The organism is Erysipelatoclostridium sp. MSK.7.34, from assembly GCF_019041935.1.
GTDB lineage: Bacteria > Bacillota_I > Bacilli_A > Erysipelotrichales > Coprobacillaceae > Thomasclavelia > Thomasclavelia ramosa.
Map to the genome: position 1 here is coordinate 84,782 of NZ_JAHPYJ010000006.1, position 22,182 is coordinate 106,963.

20 protein-coding genes are annotated in these 22,182 nt (G+C 31.1%); all 20 read left to right on the forward strand.

Annotated elements, in window-relative coordinates:
* Position 1 precedes the first annotated feature (1 nt).
* The 20 genes from nrdG to KTF99_RS06370 all read left to right on the forward strand — a co-directional run bounded on the left by nrdG (position 2) and on the right by KTF99_RS06370 (position 22,152).
* A complete protein-coding gene (gene nrdG, locus KTF99_RS06275; protein ID WP_003535053.1) occupies positions 2 to 529 on the forward strand; it encodes an anaerobic ribonucleoside-triphosphate reductase activating protein in 528 nt (175 codons plus the stop codon).
* Positions 530 to 692: 163 nt separating this feature from the next.
* Complete coding sequence (locus KTF99_RS06280) at positions 693 to 1,475, forward strand: MurR/RpiR family transcriptional regulator (RefSeq protein ID WP_029481908.1); 783 nt, start codon at positions 693 to 695, stop codon at positions 1,473 to 1,475.
* A 357-nt stretch (positions 1,476 to 1,832) separates the two neighbouring features.
* Positions 1,833 to 3,302 (forward strand): glycoside hydrolase family 1 protein, encoded by a 1,470-nt coding sequence (locus tag KTF99_RS06285; RefSeq protein WP_003535051.1) that lies wholly within the window; start codon positions 1,833 to 1,835, stop codon positions 3,300 to 3,302.
* 2 nt (positions 3,303 to 3,304) lie between these two features.
* Positions 3,305 to 5,101, forward strand: coding sequence for a beta-glucoside-specific PTS transporter subunit IIABC (locus tag KTF99_RS06290; protein ID WP_029481906.1), 1,797 nt, complete (start codon positions 3,305 to 3,307; stop codon positions 5,099 to 5,101).
* Between the two features lie 491 nt (positions 5,102 to 5,592).
* On the forward strand, positions 5,593 to 6,207 hold the full coding sequence (locus tag KTF99_RS06295; RefSeq protein WP_008792395.1) for a CDP-alcohol phosphatidyltransferase family protein: 615 nt from the start codon (positions 5,593 to 5,595) through the stop codon (positions 6,205 to 6,207).
* Positions 6,204 to 7,064, forward strand: a complete 861-nt coding sequence (locus KTF99_RS06300) for a phosphatidylserine decarboxylase (protein ID WP_003535047.1) — start codon at positions 6,204 to 6,206, stop codon at positions 7,062 to 7,064. The genes KTF99_RS06295 and KTF99_RS06300 overlap by 4 nt, the downstream gene beginning before the upstream one ends.
* A gap of 16 nt (positions 7,065 to 7,080) precedes the next feature.
* Positions 7,081 to 7,851, forward strand: a complete 771-nt coding sequence (locus KTF99_RS06305) for a ParA family protein (protein WP_003535046.1) — start codon at positions 7,081 to 7,083, stop codon at positions 7,849 to 7,851.
* A complete protein-coding gene (locus KTF99_RS06310) occupies positions 7,841 to 8,818 on the forward strand; it encodes a ParB/RepB/Spo0J family partition protein (RefSeq protein WP_003535045.1) in 978 nt (325 codons plus the stop codon). Before KTF99_RS06305 ends, KTF99_RS06310 begins: the two co-directional genes overlap by 11 nt.
* Positions 8,819 to 8,981: 163 nt before the next feature.
* Positions 8,982 to 9,755 (forward strand): EFR1 family ferrodoxin, encoded by a 774-nt coding sequence (locus tag KTF99_RS06315; protein WP_003535044.1) that lies wholly within the window; start codon positions 8,982 to 8,984, stop codon positions 9,753 to 9,755.
* A gap of 176 nt (positions 9,756 to 9,931) precedes the next feature.
* Complete coding sequence (locus KTF99_RS06320) at positions 9,932 to 10,624, forward strand: ABC transporter ATP-binding protein (RefSeq protein ID WP_003535043.1); 693 nt, start codon at positions 9,932 to 9,934, stop codon at positions 10,622 to 10,624.
* A 1-nt stretch (position 10,625) separates the two neighbouring features.
* Positions 10,626 to 12,185, forward strand: a complete 1,560-nt coding sequence (locus KTF99_RS06325) for a putative ABC exporter domain-containing protein (RefSeq protein ID WP_224209052.1) — start codon at positions 10,626 to 10,628, stop codon at positions 12,183 to 12,185.
* 247 nt (positions 12,186 to 12,432) lie between these two features.
* Positions 12,433 to 13,785: an MATE family efflux transporter gene (locus KTF99_RS06330; RefSeq protein ID WP_003535040.1), complete on the forward strand. Its 1,353-nt coding sequence runs from the start codon at positions 12,433 to 12,435 to the stop codon at positions 13,783 to 13,785.
* Between the two features lie 136 nt (positions 13,786 to 13,921).
* Positions 13,922 to 14,350 (forward strand): heme-binding protein, encoded by a 429-nt coding sequence (locus tag KTF99_RS06335; protein ID WP_003535038.1) that lies wholly within the window; start codon positions 13,922 to 13,924, stop codon positions 14,348 to 14,350.
* A 35-nt stretch (positions 14,351 to 14,385) separates the two neighbouring features.
* Positions 14,386 to 15,417: a Gfo/Idh/MocA family oxidoreductase gene (locus KTF99_RS06340; protein WP_009299377.1), complete on the forward strand. Its 1,032-nt coding sequence runs from the start codon at positions 14,386 to 14,388 to the stop codon at positions 15,415 to 15,417.
* Between the two features lie 316 nt (positions 15,418 to 15,733).
* Positions 15,734 to 17,038: a PTS sugar transporter subunit IIC gene (locus KTF99_RS06345; protein ID WP_008792391.1), complete on the forward strand. Its 1,305-nt coding sequence runs from the start codon at positions 15,734 to 15,736 to the stop codon at positions 17,036 to 17,038.
* A gap of 110 nt (positions 17,039 to 17,148) precedes the next feature.
* Positions 17,149 to 17,589 (forward strand): flavodoxin, encoded by a 441-nt coding sequence (locus KTF99_RS06350; protein WP_003535032.1) that lies wholly within the window; start codon positions 17,149 to 17,151, stop codon positions 17,587 to 17,589.
* A 112-nt stretch (positions 17,590 to 17,701) separates the two neighbouring features.
* Positions 17,702 to 19,180 carry a 6-phospho-beta-glucosidase gene (locus KTF99_RS06355; RefSeq protein ID WP_009008542.1) on the forward strand — a complete coding sequence of 493 codons (1,479 nt, stop codon included), beginning with the start codon at positions 17,702 to 17,704 and terminating at the stop codon, positions 19,178 to 19,180.
* A 406-nt stretch (positions 19,181 to 19,586) separates the two neighbouring features.
* The gene (locus KTF99_RS06360) at positions 19,587 to 20,894 is read left to right on the forward strand and encodes a PTS sugar transporter subunit IIC (RefSeq protein ID WP_003535028.1); all 1,308 of its coding nucleotides are present in this window, start codon (positions 19,587 to 19,589) and stop codon (positions 20,892 to 20,894) included.
* 15 nt (positions 20,895 to 20,909) lie between these two features.
* Positions 20,910 to 21,185: a hypothetical protein gene (locus tag KTF99_RS06365; protein WP_003535026.1), complete on the forward strand. Its 276-nt coding sequence runs from the start codon at positions 20,910 to 20,912 to the stop codon at positions 21,183 to 21,185.
* A 115-nt stretch (positions 21,186 to 21,300) separates the two neighbouring features.
* Positions 21,301 to 22,152 (forward strand): MurR/RpiR family transcriptional regulator, encoded by an 852-nt coding sequence (locus KTF99_RS06370; RefSeq protein WP_008792388.1) that lies wholly within the window; start codon positions 21,301 to 21,303, stop codon positions 22,150 to 22,152.
* The last annotated feature ends 30 nt before the right edge of the window (positions 22,153 to 22,182 follow it).

Genomic DNA, 22,182 nt, shown 5'->3' on the forward strand with positions numbered 1-22,182 from the left:
GATGAGATATGCTCAAATTCGAAAAACGGATATTGCTAACGGAGAAGGAATTAGGGTATCTTTATATGTTCAAGGTTGTAAACGACATTGTCCAAACTGTTTTAATCCCGAAACTTGGGATTTTACTGGCGGGAATAAATTTGATTTAAAAACTGAAAATATTTTAATTAAATTAGTAAATCAGCCGCATATCGTAGGAATCACGATTCTTGGTGGTGAACCATTAGAGTTGGAAAATCGCCAGGATGTTTCCATTTTATTAAAACATCTTAAGGAACAATGTCCTAATAAGACAATCTGGTTATATTCTTCTTTCTTATATGAAGAAATCAAAGATTTTGATGTTGAGATTTTATCATATTTAGATGTTTTAATTGATGGACCGTTTGTTGAAGCATTGAAGGATCGTAAATTAAGATTCCGTGGATCCTCAAATCAACGATTAATAGATGTAAAAAAATCATTAGCTAATGATGAGGTTATTTTATATCAAGATAGCCGTTATTATAAAAATGATAAAGAGGTATGACCATATCATACCTTTTTTACATAAGTAATATTTTTAAGTGTTGAAGACATATCTACGAGATATTTAAATAGATGATTTCAAGAAAAAATGAAACTCAAATTTTTCTTTCTAGTAATTAGAATCAAGATATCTTATAATATAAGGAAAGGTTAAGGGATATTTTATGAGTAATATAAGGATTCAATTATTAAATGTAATCAATAGAGAATCATCAGATTCAATGAATTTTATTATCGCACAGTATATTTTAGAAAATCTTGATAGGCGAAAGGTAATTACTACTAAAGAATTAGCTGATAATTGTAATGTATCAAAGTCTTCAATTAGCCGCTTCTGTCGTAAAATCGGGTATGAGGATTTTATGGAGCTTCAATATGCGATTGCAACATATAACTCATTTATTGCAGAAAGATTTTCTCATATTGATGGTGTTACAACCAAAGATTATGTTGTGAACTATTTCGAACGTTCTAAAGAAATAATTAATTATTTAAATCAAAATATGGATACGGACACTCTCGAAGAGTTAGTTAAAGATATTCATGACTATAAGAGAGTAGTTTTAATGGGACATGTTCAATCTAGTTTTCCGGCTATTTCCCTTCAATATTATTTAACGATTTTACATAAATTCATTTATTCAACACAGGATCCAAATGAACAAAGAGAAATGCTGGAGACTTTAGATGATCAAAATCTGATTATTATTTTTAGTGCCGGGGGAAGATTTTTAGAAAGAGTGCTGGATCGTTTGAGTGTTATGGATAGAGAAATTGGTCCTAAAATATATATGATAACTGCAAATAAGTTAAAACATTTTCCTTTTGTTCATAAATATATTGAATTATCTGAAGAATTTAGTTATTCATCGTCCGTTATATTAGAGATGTATTCTAATCTTATTTCGCTTATTTATCATAAAAAATATACTGATAATTATTATTGATGATAAAGTAAGAGATTTAAGCAAGAGTAGTTAAATGTGTTTCATAAATAACAAAATCCAAGGCTTAAAAGCCTTGATTTTATTTTCCTGTTCATATGAGAATCAGTGGAATAGTCTAAGAAAATATAAGTCTTTTAAAAGAGAGTGAGGATATAATAGTATGACGATCAAGCGCTCAATAGCTAAGGACTTGATCAACATATTCTTATCTCTTTTTTAATAAATGACAAATAGTTATTAAAGGTAAGCTTTTGTTTCATGTTTTGAAACAGTGTGCCAGCTTGTGAAAAATCACAGATTAAGTGATTTTTTTTATTATACTAACAGTGTGATAAGACAGGTACAGGAGGACAAAATATGAATTATCCATTTAAAATGTATTGGGGAAGTGCCAGTGCAGACTTTCAATATGAAGGTGGATTTAATGAAGGAAAAAGAGGACTCATTACACATGACATTGTGACTGATGGTTCGTACACAACCCCTAGAAGGCTTACATACAGATTGCCGGATGGAACGTTAGGTTCAGTTGCATATAGAGAATCATTTCCAGAAGGTGCAGTAGGGTGTATTCACGATCATGTTTATTATCCTAGTCATAATGCGGTTGATTTTTATCATCACTATAAAGAGGATATTAAGTTATTAGCAGAAATGGGATTATCAATGATGAGATTTGGAATCTGCTGGACAAGAATTTATCCTACTGGTGAGGAAAAAACTCCGAATGAAGAAGGTTTACAGTTTTATGAAGATGTCATTGATGAATGTTTAAAATACAATATTGAACCAATGATTACAATTTGCCATGATGAGCTTCCTTTATATCTTGCTAATAAATATGATGGCTGGTCTAATCGAATAATGATTGATTTGTATGAAAAGTTATGTAATGCGTTATTTGAAAGGTTTAAAGGAAAAGTCAAATACTGGCTTACGTTTAATGAACTTAATGTACTTCAAGGATTCTCGCATCTGGGTACAAGAAATTCAGATGCTCAAACTACTTGGCAGGCAATTCATCATTTGTTTATCGCCAGTGCCAGGGCTAAAATTTTAGCAAAAAAAATTATGCCAAAAGCAATGTTAGGAGCAATGTATGCAACTAGTCCATCGTATCCTAAAACGTGTCATCCTGATGATCAACTTGCATGGATGAAACAAAGGAGAAGACTATTCTATTTTTCAGATGTAATGCTTAGAGGTTATTATCCAAGCTTTGCACGAAGTTTCTGGGATGAATATAAGGTGACTATAAGAATGGAAGAAAATGATGAAGAAATCTTAAAAGAAGGAACCTTAGACTTTTATTCATTTAGCTGTTATAGATCAACAACGATTGGGAAAGACGATAAATTAGGAATCATCGCATTACCATTCGGTGAAAATCCATATTTAAAATCTACACCCTGGGGATGGCCTATTGATCCAGTTAGTATACGATATGTGTTAAATGAAGTGTATGATCGTTATCAAAAACCAATTTTTATTGTCGAAAATGGTTTGGGCGAAGTCGATAAACCGGATGAAAATAATTTTGTAAACGATACATATAGAATCAATTATCTAAATGACCATTTCTTAGAAATAAAAAAGGCGGTAGAAATTGATAGGGTACCAGTTTTAGGATATACCATGTGGGGAGGCATCGATCTAGTATCACTAAGCACTGGTGAGATGAAAAAACGTTATGGCTGGGTCTATGTGGATATGGACGATAAAGGAAATGGCTCTAAAAAGAGATATCCCAAAGCATCATTTTACTGGATGAAAGAGTTTATTAAATCAAATGGAAATATTTTAAAAGAAAATAATCAGGGGGAATGATCATGACTTATACAGAATTAGGAAAACAAATCATTGCGTATGTAGGTGGTAAAGATAATGTAAAAAATATCATGCACTGTATGACTCGCTTACGCATGAATTTAAAAGATAATACTAAAGTAGAAATTGAAAAACTAGAGGCTTTAAAAGATGTATTAAAAGTGCAGTTTAAAAATGAACAATTACAGGTAGTAATTGGACCACAGGTAAGTGAAATTTATCAGACGATTGAAAAAGATTTCAATTTTTCTGAAGCAGATAATTTAGAAGAAAAAGAGAAACAAGGAATTGTCAAAAGCTTTTTAAATATATTATCAAGTGTATTTGTGCCAGTTATTCCTGCAATTGCTAGTGCTGGTATGTTGAAAGCAATCATTGCATTAATTAAAGCATTTGAGATTATTCCTCAAGATAATGGTGTCTTTATCGTATTTAATATGATGGCAGATGTTGCATTTTATTTCTTACCAATCTTGTTGGCAGCATCAGCATCAAAGATTTTTAATACGAATCGAATGATTTCAATTGTATTAGCAGCTACTCTCATTCATCCGACTTTTACAACTCTTGTTGCTGATACAGAAGCATCATTATCATTCTTTGGTTTACCAGTACCTTTGATTAATTATGCTAGTTCAGTTGTACCGGTAATTTTGTCAGTATGGATTTTATCTTATATATATCGTTATGTAGATAAAATAATGCCAAATGCACTAAAAGTAATTTTTACTCCAACAATTTCACTTTTAATTATGGTTCCATTAATGCTGGTTGTGTTAGGGCCTCTAGGTAACTATGTTGGTGTACTTATTTCATATTGTGTGGGAGGACTATTTACATTTAATCGCTTTATTGGGGGATTTATCTTATCATTCATTAGACCATTGTTAGTAATTACAGGTATGCATCAGGCATTTACCCCTGTTATTTTTCAAAATTTGGCAGAACGCGGAGGAGATTTCTTGCTTCCTACAATGATGATGTCTACAATGGGTCAATTTGGTGCAGTTGCCGCAATGATTTTTAAAACAAGAAATAAAGAAAAAAGAACAATTAGAACTTCTGCAAGTATATCAGCTATCTTAGGAATCACAGAACCAGCTTTATATACAGTTCTTATCCACAATAGAAAAGCATTAATATCAGCTTGTTTAGGTGGAGCACTGGGTGGTGCATTTATTTCGATGACCGGTTTTGAACTGCCAGCATTTGCTTCTAGTAGTATTGTTAGTTTACCAATTTATTTACAGGTAAATGTTACAAATGTAATTATTGCTTTCTTGATTAGTATTATATCGTCTTTTGTTATTGCAATACTTCTTGTGAAAACTGAAAAAGACGAGATTGTTGAAACAAATGGTATAATTTCTCCAATAGCAGGAAAATTAATTTCACTAAGTGATGTTAATGATGAAACTTTTTCAAAGGAAGTAATGGGAAAGGGGTTTGCAATTATTCCGGCAGAAGGAAAAGTTATTGCACCGTTTAATGGTACAGTAAACGCAGTATTTCCAACTAATCATGCAATCGGAATCACATCGGAATCAGGAGTAGAGCTTTTAATTCATGTAGGTATTGATACTGTGGAATTAGGGGGAAAGTATTTTGAAGCAATGGTAAAACAAGGCGCAAAAGTTAATAAAGGTGATGTCCTGCTAGCATTTGATTTAAATGAAATTAGTAAACATTACGATTCAACTACCTCAGTAATCTTTTTAAATAAACCGGATGCTCGCTTAAATTCGGATATTAATAAGGATGTTATGTTAGGCCAAACACTAAATATTGATTTTAACTAAAACTAAATAAACACATCTAGATAAAAAGCAGGTAAAGAGTTGTTCTGAACTGCTCCCTCCTAGGTGACAAGTCATTAATTTACTTGTCTACTTAGAAGGGAGCATATCATTCATCAGTTTACCTATTTTTTCTTTTATAATAATATAAATAAAATCACTTCATAAATATATAGGAAAAGTTTGGAAATGAGACTAAATCTATAGTATAAAAATTATAACTCATAATAATAAAGATTGTTTAAAAAGAAAATTTTGATATAATGCATAGAAGTAACTAAATATTAAGAGGTGCAAGATTGATAGGGCAATTAAAAATTGGTTAGAATAATTAAAAAATATGTTTAATTAGCGAACTGCTCAATTGCTTTATTTTATATCAATTAATCAAATAAATTTAGATTTATTAAGAGACAAAAGATAGATTAATGTACCTTATTAGTTAAATATGTGCTATACTGTTTTTGTTGAAAATTTTATTAGGGAGTAGAAAAATGATCGGTTATTATAGTTATACGGTTATTCTTACATATTTGTCATTGATATTTGCAATGGCAGGGATTCATTTATCTTTTAATGGGATGTATCAATGGGCATTTATTTGCTTAATTATGTGTGGTATTTGTGATACTTTTGATGGTATGGTAGCACGTAGTAAGAAAAATCGTACAGATGAAGAAAAGCGTTTTGGAATCCAGATAGATTCTTTATGTGATTTAGTGGCGTTTGGAGTTTTTCCGGCTATTTTAGGGTATAATGTTGGATTAAGTTCAATTGGATGGCTAGCAATAGAGATATTTTATGTTCTAGCTGCGGTTATTAGACTTGCATATTTTAATGTTAAAGAAGAGACAAGACAAAAAGAAACAACAGAAAAGAGAAAGTATTATCAAGGCTTGCCAGTGACAACATCATCATTTATTTTGCCGATGGCATATGCTTTGCGATATGTTATTTTTCAGTTGGATTATCTTTATGGTGCTTTGATGTTGATTACAGGGATTTTATTTATTGTTGATTTTAAAGTTCCTAAAGTACAGTCAAAAGGCTTAGCGGCTTTAGGGGTATTAGTTATTGTAGAGTTGATTCAAATCGTGGTGACAAAATGATAGTCGTTGATCGTTTAGGGAATGTTCAAACTAACGGTGAGGGCCAAAATAACTTATTAAAGAAACTTTATGGCACATTTCTTGGTAGATGTGCTTTAAAAATCCTTGTATGCAAGTTTGTTAGTGATTTAGGTGGCTGGTATATGAATTCTAGTTTATCAAAACGAAGAATTGCACCGTTTATTAAAGAAAATAAAATAGATATGTCGCAGTATGAACAAAGAGAGTTTAAGAGTTATAATGACTTTTTTACTCGTAAAATAGTTGATGGAAAACGCCCTTTTTTAGCTGATGATAATGTTTTGATTAGCCCAGCTGATTCTAAGTTATCATGTTATAAAATTGATCAAGATAGCCGTTTTATGATTAAAGATACAAGGTATTCATTGGGGGAATTATTAGAAGACGATGAGTTAGCTAAGGAATATATGAATGGTTATTGGATGATTTTTAGATTGACAGTAGATGATTATCATCGTTATAGTTTTATTGATGATGGGAAAATTATAGGAAATAAATATATTAAAGGTAGATTTCATACAGTTAATCCTATTGCTAATGATTATTATCCGATTTATAAGCAGAATAGTCGCAGCTATACGATAATTGAATCTAAAAATTTTGGTAAAATGATTCAAATGGAAGTTGGTGCGATGATGGTTGGTAGAATCGTTAACCATGATAAGAAACAATGTTTTAAAGGTGAAGAAAAAGGTTACTTTGAATTTGGCGGTTCAACAGTAATTATTTTATTAAAAGAAAATCAAGTTGTTATTGATAACGATATAATTGAAAATAGTATGAATGATAAAGAGACCGTAGTTAAACTAGGTGAAACTATTGGGAAGAAATATTAATGAGGGAGGCTAAATAATGACAAAGATAATTGCGATTACAAACCAAAAAGGTGGCGTTGGTAAGACTACGACGAGTATTAATTTAGCGGCCGCTCTAGCAAATGCTAAAAATCGGGTTCTTCTTGTGGACATGGATCCACAGGCTAACGCAACTCAAGGGATTGGAATTGACCGCGATCATATTGAATTATCAACATACAATATAATTGTTGAAGAGTGTAATATTAATGATGTTATCGTTCCTTCATATATTGCTAAATTAGATGTAGCACCAGGTAGTATTGATCTAGCAGGGGCGGATCTTGAATTAGCGAACGTAAAAAAAGGTCGTGAACAACGCTTAAAAAAAGCGCTTGATAAAATAAAGGATAGATACGATTATATTATTATTGATTGTCCACCAGCATTAGGTTTATTAAATACAAATGCACTTACTGCGTGTAATTCGGTTTTAATACCAGTTCAGTGTGAGTATTATGCATTAGAAGGATTGACACAATTATTAAATACTGTTTTATTAACTCAAAGTGTTTTCAACCCACAATTAACAATTGAAGGAGTATTACTAACAATGCTTGATCAAAGAACCAATTTAGGGGTTGAAGTATCACAGGAAGTACGCAAATATTTTAAAGAAAAAGTTTATAAAACAGCGATTCCAAGAAATATTAAATTATCAGAGGCCCCTTCTGAAGGACTAGCTATTTTTGATTATGATAATAATTCTGAAGGAGCTCGCGCTTATCGAGATTTTGCAAAGGAAGTGTGTAAACGAAATGCCAAATAATACAACAAAAAGTGCCCCAGCAAAGATGGCGGCTAAAAAAACAGCAACTAAGAAAACAGTAACTACAACTAAAAAGCCTGCTGCTCGTAAGCCGGCAACAACTAAAAATAAAAAGTTAGGTAAAGGGTTAGATGCTATTTTTGGTGGAGATATTAGTACTTTGATTGATGATATTGAAAAAAATACACCTGAATCAAAACAGATAACAGTTTCTTTAGAAGAAATTCGTCCTAATCCTTATCAGCCTCGTAAATTATTTGATGAAGAAAAGCTACAAGAACTTGCAATTTCGATTAAAGAACACGGTGTTTTTCAACCGGTGATTTTAAAGAAATCAATCCAGGGATATGAAATTGTGGCTGGTGAAAGAAGATGTCGGGCGGCTAAAATTGCGGGATTAGTAGAAATACCTGCAATTATTGTAGATTTTACAGATCAACAAATGATGGAAATTGCATTATTGGAAAATATTCAAAGAGAGAATTTAAATTCTATTGAAGAAGCTAAAGCCTACCAAATGATGATGGAGAGATTGAATCTTAAGCAAGATGAATTAGCTAAAAGAATTGGTAAATCAAGAAGTTATATTGCAAATACGTTAAGATTATTACAATTACCTGAAATGATTCAAAATTATGTACTTGAAGGAAAAATTACAATGGGGCATGCTCGTTGTTTAATTACTCTTCCTCAAGAAAAAGCCGAAAGTTTAGCTGCTCGTTGTATTGAAGAAGGCTTATCAGTTCGTGATGTTGAAAACATTGTTAAGGGAATTGAATTAGGCAATAGTCGTAAAGATCGTCCTAAAGTTGAAAAACCAAAGGAATATGTCTATGTTGAAGGGTTATTAAGAAAGAAATTTAGAACTAAGATCAAGGTTGATGAAAAGGCTGTAACAATCAAATATACTGATACTAAAGATTTAAATCGGATTTTAGAGTTAATGGGAGTAATTGAGGAAAGTTAAGCTTCGATATCATTAAGTTAAGTATTTGATGACACGTGAGGAGTTCATAAAAACATGAGCCCCTCTTTTTCTGTGTTTGAAAGAATACTATCAAAATTAGTTAATTTGGTTATACTTATAATTAAGAATTCTAAAAGTAGTAAAGTATTTATAGGGGGTTAATATGAAGACAGGAATCTATTATTTTTCAGCAACCGGCAATAGTTTGACAACAGCAAAACTATTAGCAGCATCTCTTGATGGGCAATGTGATGTTATATCGCTTGCAGCACTTCACAATAAACAAGATATCGAAGTTGATTATGAGCGAGTGGGGTTTGTTTTTCCAATATACTATGGGGATATGCCATATCTTATAAGGGATACTATTAGAAAAATGAAATTTAAGCAGAATACTTATATTTTTATATTCACAACATATAGAGGACATCCCGGAGATGTAGCAAAAAGATTTGATAATCTTTTACAAGAAAAAAATTTAAGTTTAGCACTAAGTAAGGGAATCCCAATGCCTGGTAATAGTTATTTGAGTACTGTTGAACAAATAAAAGACACATTAGCTAATCAAAAGACAAATATCAAAAAACTTGTAAAATCAATAATAGAACAAGATAAGATAGATTATTCATTATTACCTGAAGTTGAAAATTCTGCAGTATATAAAGCTTGTAATATGCGTGGAATTAAAGTTGACGAGAAGTGTATCGGGTGCCAAACATGTATAAAAGTTTGTCCAATGAATAATATTGAGTTGATTGAAGGAAAAATTAAAATTAAAGATAATTGTATGACCTGTTTAGCGTGTTTTCATTGGTGTCCAACAGCAGCGATATATATGTCTAAAGAAAAAGAAATTGAAAGAAGAGAGAAATATCATCATCCAGATGTCCGTTTAACAGATATTATCAAGCAAAAGTATAATGAATTTGTAGAGTAAGCTTCTTATTGTTGATATTTAAAATAGCTGTTTATTATATTTAAGCACAATAATTTATTTGGTGAGTATAGCTATTTAGTGCCATTTTCTTAAAAAGTATTAATTATTGCATGAATGGTTGACAGTGCCCTAGGTCGTTAGAGTATAGTGAATATATAGACTAGGGGGAATTTGAAATGATTGAAGTAAATGGTTTAACAAAAATTTATGATGGCTTTAGAGCTGTTGATAATGTTGATTTAGTTGCTAAAGGGGGAAAAGTCACAATCTTACTTGGACCAAATGGGGCTGGTAAATCAACAACGATCAAAAGTATTGCTAATCTTTTGAAATTTGATGGAGAGATTAAAATTTGTGGTTATCCTAATGATAGTATTGAGGCTAAACGTTGTTTTGGATATGTTCCAGAAACACCGATTTTGTATGATCTGCTTACTATTGATGAGCATATTGATTTTATTGGAAATGCGTATCGAGTAGACAATTATCACGAGATTGCGAATAAATATCTTGAATTATTTAAATTAACAGGGAAAAGGAAAAGCATGGCTAAAGAGTTATCCAAAGGGATGACACAGAAGCTGAGTATGTTATTAGCACTCTTAATCCAGCCACAAGCTTTATTAGTCGATGAACCGATGGTAGGATTAGATCCAGCTAGTATTGAAGATGTTTTAAAAATTTTTACGTTGCTAAAGGAAGAAGGTTGTGCAGTTTTTGTTAGTACCCATATCATTGATATTATTAAGGATATTTATGATGAAGCTTATATTATGAATAAAGGTAAAATTATTAAACACGTTTTACGTGATGAATTAGAAGATGAATCGTTAAAACAATATTTCTTTGAGTTAACGGATGGTGAGTAAGATGAAACCGTTATTAAAACTATGGTTATTAAAAATCAAAGGGACAATCAGAAACTTATTTAAACGTAAAGCAAGTGGAGTATTTGTTATTATTATGATTCTATTCTATGGTGCAATGATCGTTAGTTTATTCAATGTGGATGCAGGTCAAATTATGGCTGTTAATAATATAGATTTGCACATGGGAATTTTATTATTAATTGGTTTTCAAGCAATTATGCTATTTGCAACATTGATGCAGTCAAAAAAAGCTTTATTTACAGGTGAGGATGCATTCTATCTTTTTACAGGTCCTTTTACTAGAAGACAAGTAATGAGCTATTTAACTTTCCAAACAATTATTCAGGCCTTTCTACTTGCTTTGATTAGTTTAGTATTTTTAGCTGCATTTAGCGGTGGTGCCGGATTTAATTTTATTTTTATTGTGCTAGCTTACTTAGCATCTGTTATCACTGTTTTGTTTTTCTTATTATTAACAGATTATCTTTATGTTTTATCAATTGGGGATAAAAAATATCGTAAGTATTCGAAAATCATTCCTGGTATTATTATTGCTTTTGTTGTAATTATCGTTTTGGTTTTATATCTTCAAACGGGTAATTATCATACTTTGTTTATGGATTTTGTGCAATCAAATTTATTTTATGTAGTTCCTATTTTTGGGTGGATGAAGTTAGCTTTGATTGCTTATGTTGAGCATAACTATTTGTTAGTAACATTAGGATATCTTTTGTTGTGTGGAGCTGTAATCTTAGTATATGTTTTATTTATTGGTTATCGAGGTAATTTTTATGAACAGGCTTTACAAGATTCTCTAGATTTATCAAAACGAATGAAAGCGGCCAAAGCCGGAGATCAGGAGGCTTTAAGAAATAAGAAAGTAAAGCTTGGGATTAAGGGGGAGTTTCGCCAAGGGGCTTATGCTGTAATGTCAAAAAATATTTTATTAATGCGTAAAACTAATAGTTTTATTAGTGTTAGTGATTTGATTTCAATTGGAATATATATTGCAGTAACAATAGCAGTTGACGTTGGGTTTGGAATGTTTATTTATATGATGGTAATTTGGATTTTTTCTTCTTTACAAAATTCAGATTTATCTAAAGAATTAAAAAATTATCAAATTTATTTAATTCCTGATAAGCCGTTTAGTAAATTGATTGCGGTAATCATTCCAACATTTATAAAGATATTTGTTGTTGCAGCTGTTTCTTTTATTGCAATGGGCCTATATTATCATCAAAGTCTAATGATGATCATTGTCTATCTATTAAATGTTATTGGTTATACTAGTATCTTTATTAGTGGAAGTGTACTATCTGTTAGACTTTTAAAGAGTCGAACTTCACCAATGATGGAGAATTTTATGCGAATGATAGTGATGTTGATTGGTGCGATTCCAAGTGCTGTAATCACTACTGCCATCTTGTTGAATAGCGGCACTACCGTGGCGATGATGGCAGCTAGCTATGTTGCACTATTTGTAAACTTTGCAATATCGTTTTTGATTTTATATGGATGTCGTAATATGATGAATGGACGAGAATTAAAAAGTGAATAAATAATATGGGTATTGATTAGTTTTGATCAATACCTTTTTAATTTTGATATTACAGATATATTAACTATTTACTGTTATTAAAATTGTATATAATGAAGTATTCATAAAACGTAGTTGAATAAGTGCTACGTTTTATTTTTAGATAAAGTAAAACTTGGAAAATAAGCTTCTTTTCAGTTTTTGAAAATCCCTTGCCTTAAAGTATAGTAGAAGATTTATAATAAGTGAGAAAATTGGGGGATTTATTATGGAAAAAAAAAGAATTGATATTTTGAACGGAAGTATTTGGGACAAAATACTGGCATTTGCATTACCGTTGGCAGCAACAAGTGTGTTGCAGCAGTTATTTAATTCTGCAGATGTTGCTGTTGTAGGACATTTTTCAGGAAGTAATGCTTTGGCAGCGGTTGGGAGTACCAGCCCGATTACTAATTTATTTATTACAATATTTGTTGGTTTATCAATCGGAGCAAATGTTGTTATTTCGCGGTTTTTAGGGGCTCAAAATGAAAAAGATACTAGTAAAGCAGTGCATACTTCAATATTACTTTCGATTATTAGTGGGATTGTCATTGCTTTAATTGGTGAAGTTATTGCAGTCTGGCTATTGAAAATTATGTCAACACCAAAAGAAGTACTCGATCAAGCTGCTTTGTTTTTACGGATTACGTTTATTGGAATGATTTTTTTAACGATTTATAATTTTGAAGCAGCAATACTAAGGGCCGGTGGAGATACAAAACGACCACTATACTGCTTATTGATTTCTGGTGTTGTAAATGTTACTTTAGGACTATTTTTCGTTGTTGTTTGTAAATTAGATGTTGCAGGAGTAGCATTAGCAACACTGATTGCAGATGCAACTAGTGCTTTATTATTATTTTATATCTTAACTAAAGAACAGGGACCATTGAAATTATCGTTAGAAAAACTAAAAATAGATAAGACTATTACTAAAGATATCTTATTTACTGGGATTCCTGCAGCTATTCAAGGGATGTTATTTAATGTTTCTAATATTATTATTCAATCAGGAATAAACAGTTTAGGAGCTGATGTTGTTGCGGCTTCAACAGTTGGTTTGAATTTTGAAATTTATGTATACTATTTAATAACTGGATTTTCACAAGCTAGTATTACATTCAATAGTCAAAATTATGGAGCAGGCAACTATAAAAGATGTATCAAATCTACTCGAGGCTGTATGATCTTAGGGACTATTTTTACAGTCTCATTAAGTATGATATTTATTGTTTTTGATCGGTTCTTTGCAGGTATATTTACCTCAAATCCTAAAATTGTCGAGTTGGCGACAATCAGAATGACATATATATTAATTTTTGAAGTTTTAAATATGACAATAGAAATTATGTCAGGTAGTCTAAGGGGGTTAGGCAGTCCTATGATTTCAACATTATTATGTGTTATTTTTACTTGCGGGGTTCGGTTAGGTTATATGTTTTTAGTCTTCCCGCATTTCAATACATATAATATGTTATTGATTATTTATCCAATTAGTTGGGCTTTAACAGCTTCATCAATTATAATTGCATATTTTGTTACTAAGAAAAAGAAATTTAATAATTTAGTGGGAGTTTAATTAAACTCCTTTTTATTTAGGTCTAAAGGTACTTATAAATTGTTATTTATGGTTTTAAAATAGAACTTTAGATACTAAATAAGGGGAATAAACAAAACCTCTAAATATTTATGATATAAATAAATGGGGTGATAAAATGGAAAAACTAATTGCTTTTAATAAGTTTGATAATGAAGATGCTTTTTTGCTTGGTTGTAATTTAGTTGAAAAAGTAAAAAAAGAAAACTTAAAAAATATTAGAATCAGAATTGTTTTAAATCAAGATATTGTTTTTCAATATTTGATGAATGGCAAAAAAGGTGATCAATGGTTAAATCGTAAACAAAACACAGTAGAACTATTTAAATTGCCAACTTATCAAATTTGGCAAGAGAATGAACGAAGTCATTGTTATCAGCAATACACTAATGATGAAAGATATGTGATATGTGGTGGTGCTTATCCTATTATTGTTGGTAAAGGGATGATTGGAAGTGTTATTGTATCTGGATTAGCTCATAATGAGGATCACCAAATAATTGTTGATGTTTTATCAAAATATCATGATGAGAAAAATAAAATATAAATATTATGAATAATAGAAAGGAGTAGTATCTGAAAATGATTAATAATAAATTAGTTTTAGCTTATATTGGGAATGGCAAAAGTGCTAATCGTTACCATTTACCTTTTGTCTTACAAAGATCAGATAAGTTTATTGTTAAAAAGATATTTGATATTAGGATTAGACATGATTTATGGAAAACTATTGATGGAGTTGAGTATGTTGAGGATGTTAATAAGATATTGAATGATCCTAAAATAGATATGGTCGTTATTTGTACAGCTCATCACTTACACTATGATTATGCAAAAATGGTCTTAAATGCTGGAAAGCATTGTTTAGTTGAGAAACCATTCATGGAAAATAGTGCACAGGCTAAAGAGATTTTTGCTCTTGCTGATGAGAAAGGGCTGTATTGCTCAGCATATCAAAATAGGCGCTATGACAGTGATTTTTTAACGGTACAAAAAGTAATAGAGAGTGGGAAATTAGGAGATTTATTAGAATTAGAAATGCATTTTGATTATTATCGTCCGGAGGTTCCAGAAAAAATCAATCATTTTGATCCTGCAATGTCATATTTATATGGGCATGGTTGCCATACATTAGATCAGGTTATTAGTTATTTTGGAAAACCTGATACAATTAATTATGATGTTCGTCAATTATTAGGAGAGGGGCGTTTTAATGATTATTTTGATCTAGATATGTATTATGGAACGTTGAAAGTGTCTGTTAAATCAAGTTATTTTAGAGTTAAAGAAAGACCTAGTTTTGTTGTATATGGTAAGAAGGGAATGTTTATTAAACAGAGCAAGGATCGTCAAGAAGAACATTTAAAATTATTTTATATGCCGACGAATAAAGATTTTGGAGTTGATACACCGGAGCATTATGGTACCCTTATCTATTATGATCAAGATGGTTTTTATCACGAAGAAAAAGTGGTTAGTGTAACAGGGGACTATGCCCGAGTGTATGATGGTATCTATGATTGTATTGTTAAGCATCAGCCTCAGATTATTACTCATGAACAAACATTATTACAAATGGAAATATTGGAAACAGGTATTTCAAAGTTAAAATAATAATTTATTTGTTTTTAGGTTGTAAAGATTACTCAGTCGAGTAATCTTTTTTATTTTATACGATTTTAATAGTACATTACAATTTGTGTAAAACTAATTGAGTATCTAATTATTTACTAAAGATTTGAAAACTTAAATAGGACTAAAAGTACGAAATATTTTACTGATAAATCTAAATAATTGAACTTTTATTCCTGTATCTAGACAATTTATTATTTATGATTATTTTTTTGCTAAGATGAATATGGCTTGAAAAAACTTAATTATCTGCTAGCGAAGATTAAGTACAATGTTTTTAAAAGAGGAGAAGAATTTTATGGATAAATTTCAAGATATATTGATGAAAGTAGGCGTTTTTGCTGCTGAAAATCGTTATCTTTCATCAATCAAGAATGCATTTCAGACTTTTGTTCCATTTACTATTATTGGAGCAATTGGTGTATTATGGTCAAATGTTATTTGTAATGATACCACGGGATTAGGGGCCTTAGTACCAGCGGTAATGAATTTAAGTTTTTTAAATCCAGCTTTTAATGCACTAAATTTTGCGACAATTGGATGTATCAGTGTTGCAATCACATTTTTAGTTGGTGGTGAAATTGGAACAAGTCGAAAAAGCAGTCCAATGTTTTGTGGTTTATTAGCAGTCGTTTCATTATTAACTGTAACTCAAACATCATTAGATATTAAAGCGGGAGGTGAATTAATTCAAACTGTGAGTGGAATCTTTACTAGTTCATTAGGGAGTCAAGGACTATTTACAGGAATGATCGTAGCGATAGTGGCAGTAGAATTATTTTGTGGATTATTTAAACTTGATAAGTTAAAAATCAAATTACCAGATCAAGTACCACCACAAATTGCTAAATCATTTGAATATTTAGTACCTGCATTTATTGAAATTTTGATTATTTCTTTAGTTGGTTTGGGGGTAAATGCGGTATCGGGAGTCTACATTAATGATGTTATTTTTAATGTTATTCAAAAGCCATTACTATATATAGGTGGTTCTTTACCGGGTGTACTAACATTTATGTTTATTAGTTTAGTATTTTGGTCAATTGGATTACATGGTGATAACATGATTGGTGGTGTTTTCAATCCTATTTTAACAACTTTAGCTGTTGAAAATCTTGATGCAATTAAAGCAGGGTTGGAGCCAAGTAATATTGTCAATAATACATTTCATCGGGCTTTCTTCGCCACTGGTGGAACAGGATGTATGTTAGGTTTGACGATAGCTATGTTAATAGTTTGTAAACGTCCAGAAAATAAATCAATTGCACGAATTGCTTTAGTACCTGAATTATTTAATATTGGTGAAGTTAGTATGTTTGGGGTTCCTATTGTAATGAATCCAACTTTAATCATCCCATTTATTTTAGCACCGCTAGTTACTGTTATTTTTGGTTATGTTCTTACAATGCTTCATATTTGTCCAATTATGTATGTCGATTTACCGTGGACAATGCCACCGTTGTTAATTGCATTTTTAGGATCTGGGGGTAATTTTATGGCGCCAATTTGTCAATTAGCAGGAATCATTTTATCTGCATTGATCTATTTACCTTTTGTTAAGCTATATGAAAAACAACAGGCACAAATTGAACAAACAGCATAGATGCTTAATAAGCATTACTACTAATAAAAACTAAGTATTAGACTTTATTTAAAGTCATCTTATAATAAAGGTATAGAGATATACCTTTATTATTGTTTAGGAGGAAATGTATGAGTAAGAAATTAGTTGCGTATTTTAGTGCTAGTGGTGTTACAAAAAAAGTCGCACTTAGACTGGCTCAAGAAGAATTAGCGGAATTATTTGAAATTTGTCCAAAGATCGAGTATACAAGTGCTGATTTAAATTGGATGGATGATAATAGTCGCAGTTCTTTAGAAATGAAGGCGCAAAGCTGTAGACCAGAGATTTTAAACAAATTGGATAATCTTGATCAATATGAGATAATCTATCTAGGTTTTCCAATCTGGTGGTATGTTGAACCTCGAATTATTGATACCTTTTTGGAAAGTTATAATTTTTCTAAAAAACAAATTGTACCTTTCGCTACATCTGGAGGTAGCGGTATCAGTAATGTTGTAGAAAATTTAAAAGCTCATTATCCGGAGCTTAATTTTGCTGATGGCAGATTATTAAATAATTATATTGATTAACGAAAGTGGTAGAGAAATCTACTGCTTTTGTTTTTCATAAGATGAAACAAATAAGAAATTAATAATCAATAGTGCTAACATTAAAATAAATTAGAATACGGAGGTCGATAAAATGACAAAACAATTTCCTGAAGGATTTTTATGGGGTGGTGCCACTGCTGCTAATCAATTTGAAGGTGGTTGGAAAGAAGGTGGAAAAGGTATTTCGGTAAGTGACGTGGCATTATTTACGGATCCTAAAAGTTTAAAAGAGTTAACTGATGTACATGGATTATGTGATATTACTGATGAAATGATTGATCAGGCATTAGCAACGGATGATGAAGTTTATTATCCAAAACGACATGCTAGTGATTTTTATCATCACTGGAAAGAAGATATTAAATTATTAGGGGAAATGGGATTTAAGGTTTATCGTTTGTCAATTGCCTGGAGTCGGATATTTCCCAATGGTGATGAATTAGTACCTAATGAAGCGGGATTAAAATTCTATGATGACATATTTGACGAGTGTGCAAAGTATGGAATTGAACCATTAGTAACAATGTCACACTATGAACCACCACTAGAGTTTGCAAGAAAGTATAATGGCTGGTATGATCGTCGAGCAATAGATTTTTTTGTTAGATATGTTGATGTAATAACTAAACGTTATAAAAATAAAGTTAAATATTGGCTTACATTTAATGAGATAGATTCAATTATTAGACATCCATTTATGACTGGTGGTTTGATTGAATCAAGATTTAAACCGGAAGAATTTGAAGAAGTATGTTTTCAGGCTATGCACCATCAATTTGTTGCTAGTGCTTTAGCGACTAAGGTCACTCATGATAATATTCCTGATGCAAAAGTGGGGTGTATGTTGACTAAATTAACGTATTATCCATATACATGCAAACCTGAAGATGTTTTAGAAGCACAACAAAGAATGCGCTCAATTTACTGTTTCTCTGATACCCAAGTTCATGGTGAGTATCCAGCATATTTATTAAGTATGTATAAAAATAAGGGCTTCAATATTAATATGACAGAAGAAGATTTAAGAATTATGAAAGAATATCCAGTTGATTTTATTTCATTTAGTTATTATTCATCTAGCTGTGTGGCTAAAGATGATACTGGATTAAATAAAACTGCAGGTAATACTGTAACTGCAATTAAAAATCCTCATATTCCTAGTTCTGATTGGGGTTGGCAAATTGATCCAATTGGTTTAAGAGTATCATTAGTTGATCTATACGATCGTTATCGTAAACCGTTATTTATTGTAGAAAATGGCTTAGGGGCTAAAGATGAATTGATTGATGGCAAGGTACATGATGATTATCGAATTGATTATTTAAAACAACATTGTCAAGCAATGTATGAAGCCATTCATGAAGATGGTGTTGAGCTAATGGGTTATACCACATGGGGATGTATTGATTTGGTATCTAATTCAACAAACCAAATGTCTAAACGTTATGGTTTTGTGTATGTTGATGTGGATGATTATGGTAATGGTTCATATAAACGTTATAAAAAAGATTCGTTTGACTGGTATAAACAAGTTATTGCGACAAATGGGGCATCTATATTAGAGGACTAAGTTCTCTTTTTATTATTTTATGATTCAAGTTGTTTATAAAAAATGATTACAATTAAAGATAGGCATCATGATAATGGATTCAAAGAGGTATAACTGAAGGTATGAGGATTGGACTCAAATTAGGAAAAGTAATCGGCTTAGAATAAGATATTTTAAAACAGGTAATTGTGAAGGATAGTAAATAAATTTAGATTGAGTTGGCTGTTAGAGAGAAAGTTTTAATAGTTTTTATTTATTAAATTTTGAACGAAATTTTCAAAAAGTAAAACTAAATATTGAATATCTTGACGTTTTTCAACCAAAGCAATTTTCTACGGTAGAACTAAAATTTGTTAGCGGTTACAATCATTCTATAAATTAAATTTTGTGCACAATAAAATTTTAATTGATAAAAGGAGAAAGAGTTATGAGTATGACTGATCGTCTTACCGAGGGGCTATTAAAGGTCGCTTCAAAAATTTCTAATCAACGTCATATGACAGCGATTAAAAATGCATTTACTGCTTTGCTGCCAATTATTATTACGGGAGCATTTTGTACGCTGTTTAGTAATGTTGTGTGTAGTACAACTACTACAGGAATCAGCTTAGCTAAAATTGATGGATTTGCTTGGCTTGAAGAATTGACACCATTATTTACCGCAGCTAATTACGCTACTTTAAATTTCTTTACGATTGGTACAGTAGTGTTAATAGCAATTGAAATGGCTAAACAATTAGGACATAAAGAGACAGTGGCACCAGTTGTTGCAATTTCTGCATATGTATCTTTGTGCGATTCGTTTACTAAAGTTGCAGTTGAGGGAGTAACTGATTTAGTTGAAGTAGTCAATGTATTGCCGCGTGAGTTTACTAATGCACAAGGATTATTTTTAGGAATGATCGTAGCTATTGTTTCAATGGAAATATATTGTCGCTTAGCAGATAGTGGAAAATTAGCAATTAAAATGCCCGAATCAGTGCCATCAAATGTTTCATCAGCATTTAATGCATTATTTCCGGCAGTACTTACAATTTTGATTATTTCGGCCTTTGGACTTTTATTTACAAAAGTAACAGGGAATTCAATTTACAATATGATTTCAACATGGATTCAAGCGCCGTTAAGAGGTATTTTGACAGGATTACCGGGATATTTATTAATATTCTTCCTTTCAACTTGTTTCTGGGTTATTGGTATCCATGGTACTCAAGTATTAAAACCGGTTTATCAAGCAACCATGTTAGAAGCTGTTATCGCAAATACTGATGCTGCAGCTAATGGTCAAACCCCACAATTTATTTTAAATGAAACATTTATTAGTTGTTTTACAACAATGGGTGGAGCAGGCTGTACGATTGGACTATTATTTGCTATGCTGCTGGCATCAAAACGTTCCGACCATCGAACAATTGCTAAACTATCTTTAGCCCCTGGGCTATTTAATATTAATGAAACAATGACTTTTGGATTGCCAATTGTATTAAATCCAATTTTTATGATTCCATTTATTTTAACACCTGTCATTACCGCAACATTTGCATATTTTATGACAGTAATTGGTTTCTGTGGAAAAATGATTTATGCAGTTCCGTGGACTACTCCACCATTACTAATTGCCTGGTTAGGTTCGGGAGGAAGTATTGGGGCAGTTATTACTCAAGCCCTTTGTGTAGTATTATCATTTATCGTTTATTTACCATTTGTTTTTGCTGCAAATAAGCAAGAAAATTAATCAAGGAGAATAGAGATGGCAACAAAAGTAATCAAACAGAACAATCGGGGATTGACTCTACGACAACAAAATATTTTAAGGATGAAAGAGGAGCTCAATAAACCAGATGAAAAAGCATTACATCCTTTCACTAAATATAAAATCATCACATATTTTTTAGTTATTTTATTTCCACCTATTGCGATGTATCGTGTTTGGAAAAAGGATTCTACTTTTGATATCACAGAAAAAATTGGGCAAACTTTGACTTGTGTGCTCTATGTTTGCTATCTAATTCAATTAATTTTTTAAATCTCCAGTTAAAACTGGGGATTTTTAATTAGTAATTTTTAGAAAATGAAAAAAATGTTGCTTCGTCAATAAAAATATTATAATGAAGAAAAATAAGATACGCGAGGATAGAGAGATGATTATTGATAAAATGAATACCCTAGAAAATCTTACTAATCAAGAAAAAGCAGTTGTCGACTACATTATTGCTAATCCTAAAGCTTTATTGGAAATGAGTGTTAATGAGTTAGCTAATGCAAGTTATACTAGTGCATCGACAATTACAAGATTATGTAAAAAATTAGGTACTAAAGGATATGCTGATATGAAATTTATTTATGTATCAGAATATCCTGAAATGATGAAATTAAAGGATTCATTAAAAGTAGTACCATTCAGTCGAAATAGTGGAATTGACGATATTATTCATACTATGCCGTTAATTTATTCACGTGCTATTGATCATACTCGCAGCATGCTCGATCGTAATACGGTTATTCGCGTAAGCAACTTAATGAAGCGAGCACAAGTAATTGATTTATACGGTGATGGAATCAATTTTGAAATTGCTCGTAATATTTGTTACAAACTTGACGAAATCGGAATTTCAGCAAATGCTTATAACAGTATCCAGTGGAATCACTGTAAAAGATTGCAGCAAGATAAAATTCCTTCATTTTCAATCTTATTATCACATACTGGTAAAAATCCGAGTATGGTTGATGCTGCGAAACGTTTAAAACAATATAATATCCCTAGTTTATCAATAACCGGGAATGTTGATAAGCGGTTATTGAATCTAACAGATTATAATTTTCAAATTATGATAACAGAAAATACCTTTGAATTTTCAACAGTAATTTTTACTATGTCATCACTATATATTTTAGATATCTTAGTAGCATCTTTAATTGTTCATAATTACGATAAAATAGAACGGCATCTTGAAGAATTGATTGGGCAGCGCTATGATTGGCAAAATGACTAATGGTTGATAATTTCAAAAAAGCTTAAAACA

Bases quoted from the DNA above. Each gene is read 5' to 3' on its own strand.
- nrdG (WP_003535053.1), top strand. From the start codon at position 2: ATGAGATATGCTCAAATTCGAAAAACGGATATTGCTAACGGAGAAGGA.
- KTF99_RS06280 (WP_029481908.1), top strand. From the start codon at position 693: ATGAGTAATATAAGGATTCAATTATTAAATGTAATCAATAGAGAATCA.
- KTF99_RS06285 (WP_003535051.1), top strand. From the start codon at position 1,833: ATGAATTATCCATTTAAAATGTATTGGGGAAGTGCCAGTGCAGACTTT.
- KTF99_RS06290 (WP_029481906.1), top strand. From the start codon at position 3,305: ATGACTTATACAGAATTAGGAAAACAAATCATTGCGTATGTAGGTGGT.
- KTF99_RS06295 (WP_008792395.1), top strand. From the start codon at position 5,593: ATGATCGGTTATTATAGTTATACGGTTATTCTTACATATTTGTCATTG.
- KTF99_RS06300 (WP_003535047.1), top strand. From the start codon at position 6,204: ATGATAGTCGTTGATCGTTTAGGGAATGTTCAAACTAACGGTGAGGGC.
- KTF99_RS06305 (WP_003535046.1), top strand. From the start codon at position 7,081: ATGACAAAGATAATTGCGATTACAAACCAAAAAGGTGGCGTTGGTAAG.
- KTF99_RS06310 (WP_003535045.1), top strand. From the start codon at position 7,841: ATGCCAAATAATACAACAAAAAGTGCCCCAGCAAAGATGGCGGCTAAA.
- KTF99_RS06315 (WP_003535044.1), top strand. From the start codon at position 8,982: ATGAAGACAGGAATCTATTATTTTTCAGCAACCGGCAATAGTTTGACA.
- KTF99_RS06320 (WP_003535043.1), top strand. From the start codon at position 9,932: ATGATTGAAGTAAATGGTTTAACAAAAATTTATGATGGCTTTAGAGCT.
- KTF99_RS06325 (WP_224209052.1), top strand. From the start codon at position 10,626: ATGAAACCGTTATTAAAACTATGGTTATTAAAAATCAAAGGGACAATC.
- KTF99_RS06330 (WP_003535040.1), top strand. From the start codon at position 12,433: ATGGAAAAAAAAAGAATTGATATTTTGAACGGAAGTATTTGGGACAAA.
- KTF99_RS06335 (WP_003535038.1), top strand. From the start codon at position 13,922: ATGGAAAAACTAATTGCTTTTAATAAGTTTGATAATGAAGATGCTTTT.
- KTF99_RS06340 (WP_009299377.1), top strand. From the start codon at position 14,386: ATGATTAATAATAAATTAGTTTTAGCTTATATTGGGAATGGCAAAAGT.
- KTF99_RS06345 (WP_008792391.1), top strand. From the start codon at position 15,734: ATGGATAAATTTCAAGATATATTGATGAAAGTAGGCGTTTTTGCTGCT.
- KTF99_RS06350 (WP_003535032.1), top strand. From the start codon at position 17,149: ATGAGTAAGAAATTAGTTGCGTATTTTAGTGCTAGTGGTGTTACAAAA.
- KTF99_RS06355 (WP_009008542.1), top strand. From the start codon at position 17,702: ATGACAAAACAATTTCCTGAAGGATTTTTATGGGGTGGTGCCACTGCT.
- KTF99_RS06360 (WP_003535028.1), top strand. From the start codon at position 19,587: ATGAGTATGACTGATCGTCTTACCGAGGGGCTATTAAAGGTCGCTTCA.
- KTF99_RS06365 (WP_003535026.1), top strand. From the start codon at position 20,910: ATGGCAACAAAAGTAATCAAACAGAACAATCGGGGATTGACTCTACGA.
- KTF99_RS06370 (WP_008792388.1), top strand. From the start codon at position 21,301: ATGATTATTGATAAAATGAATACCCTAGAAAATCTTACTAATCAAGAA.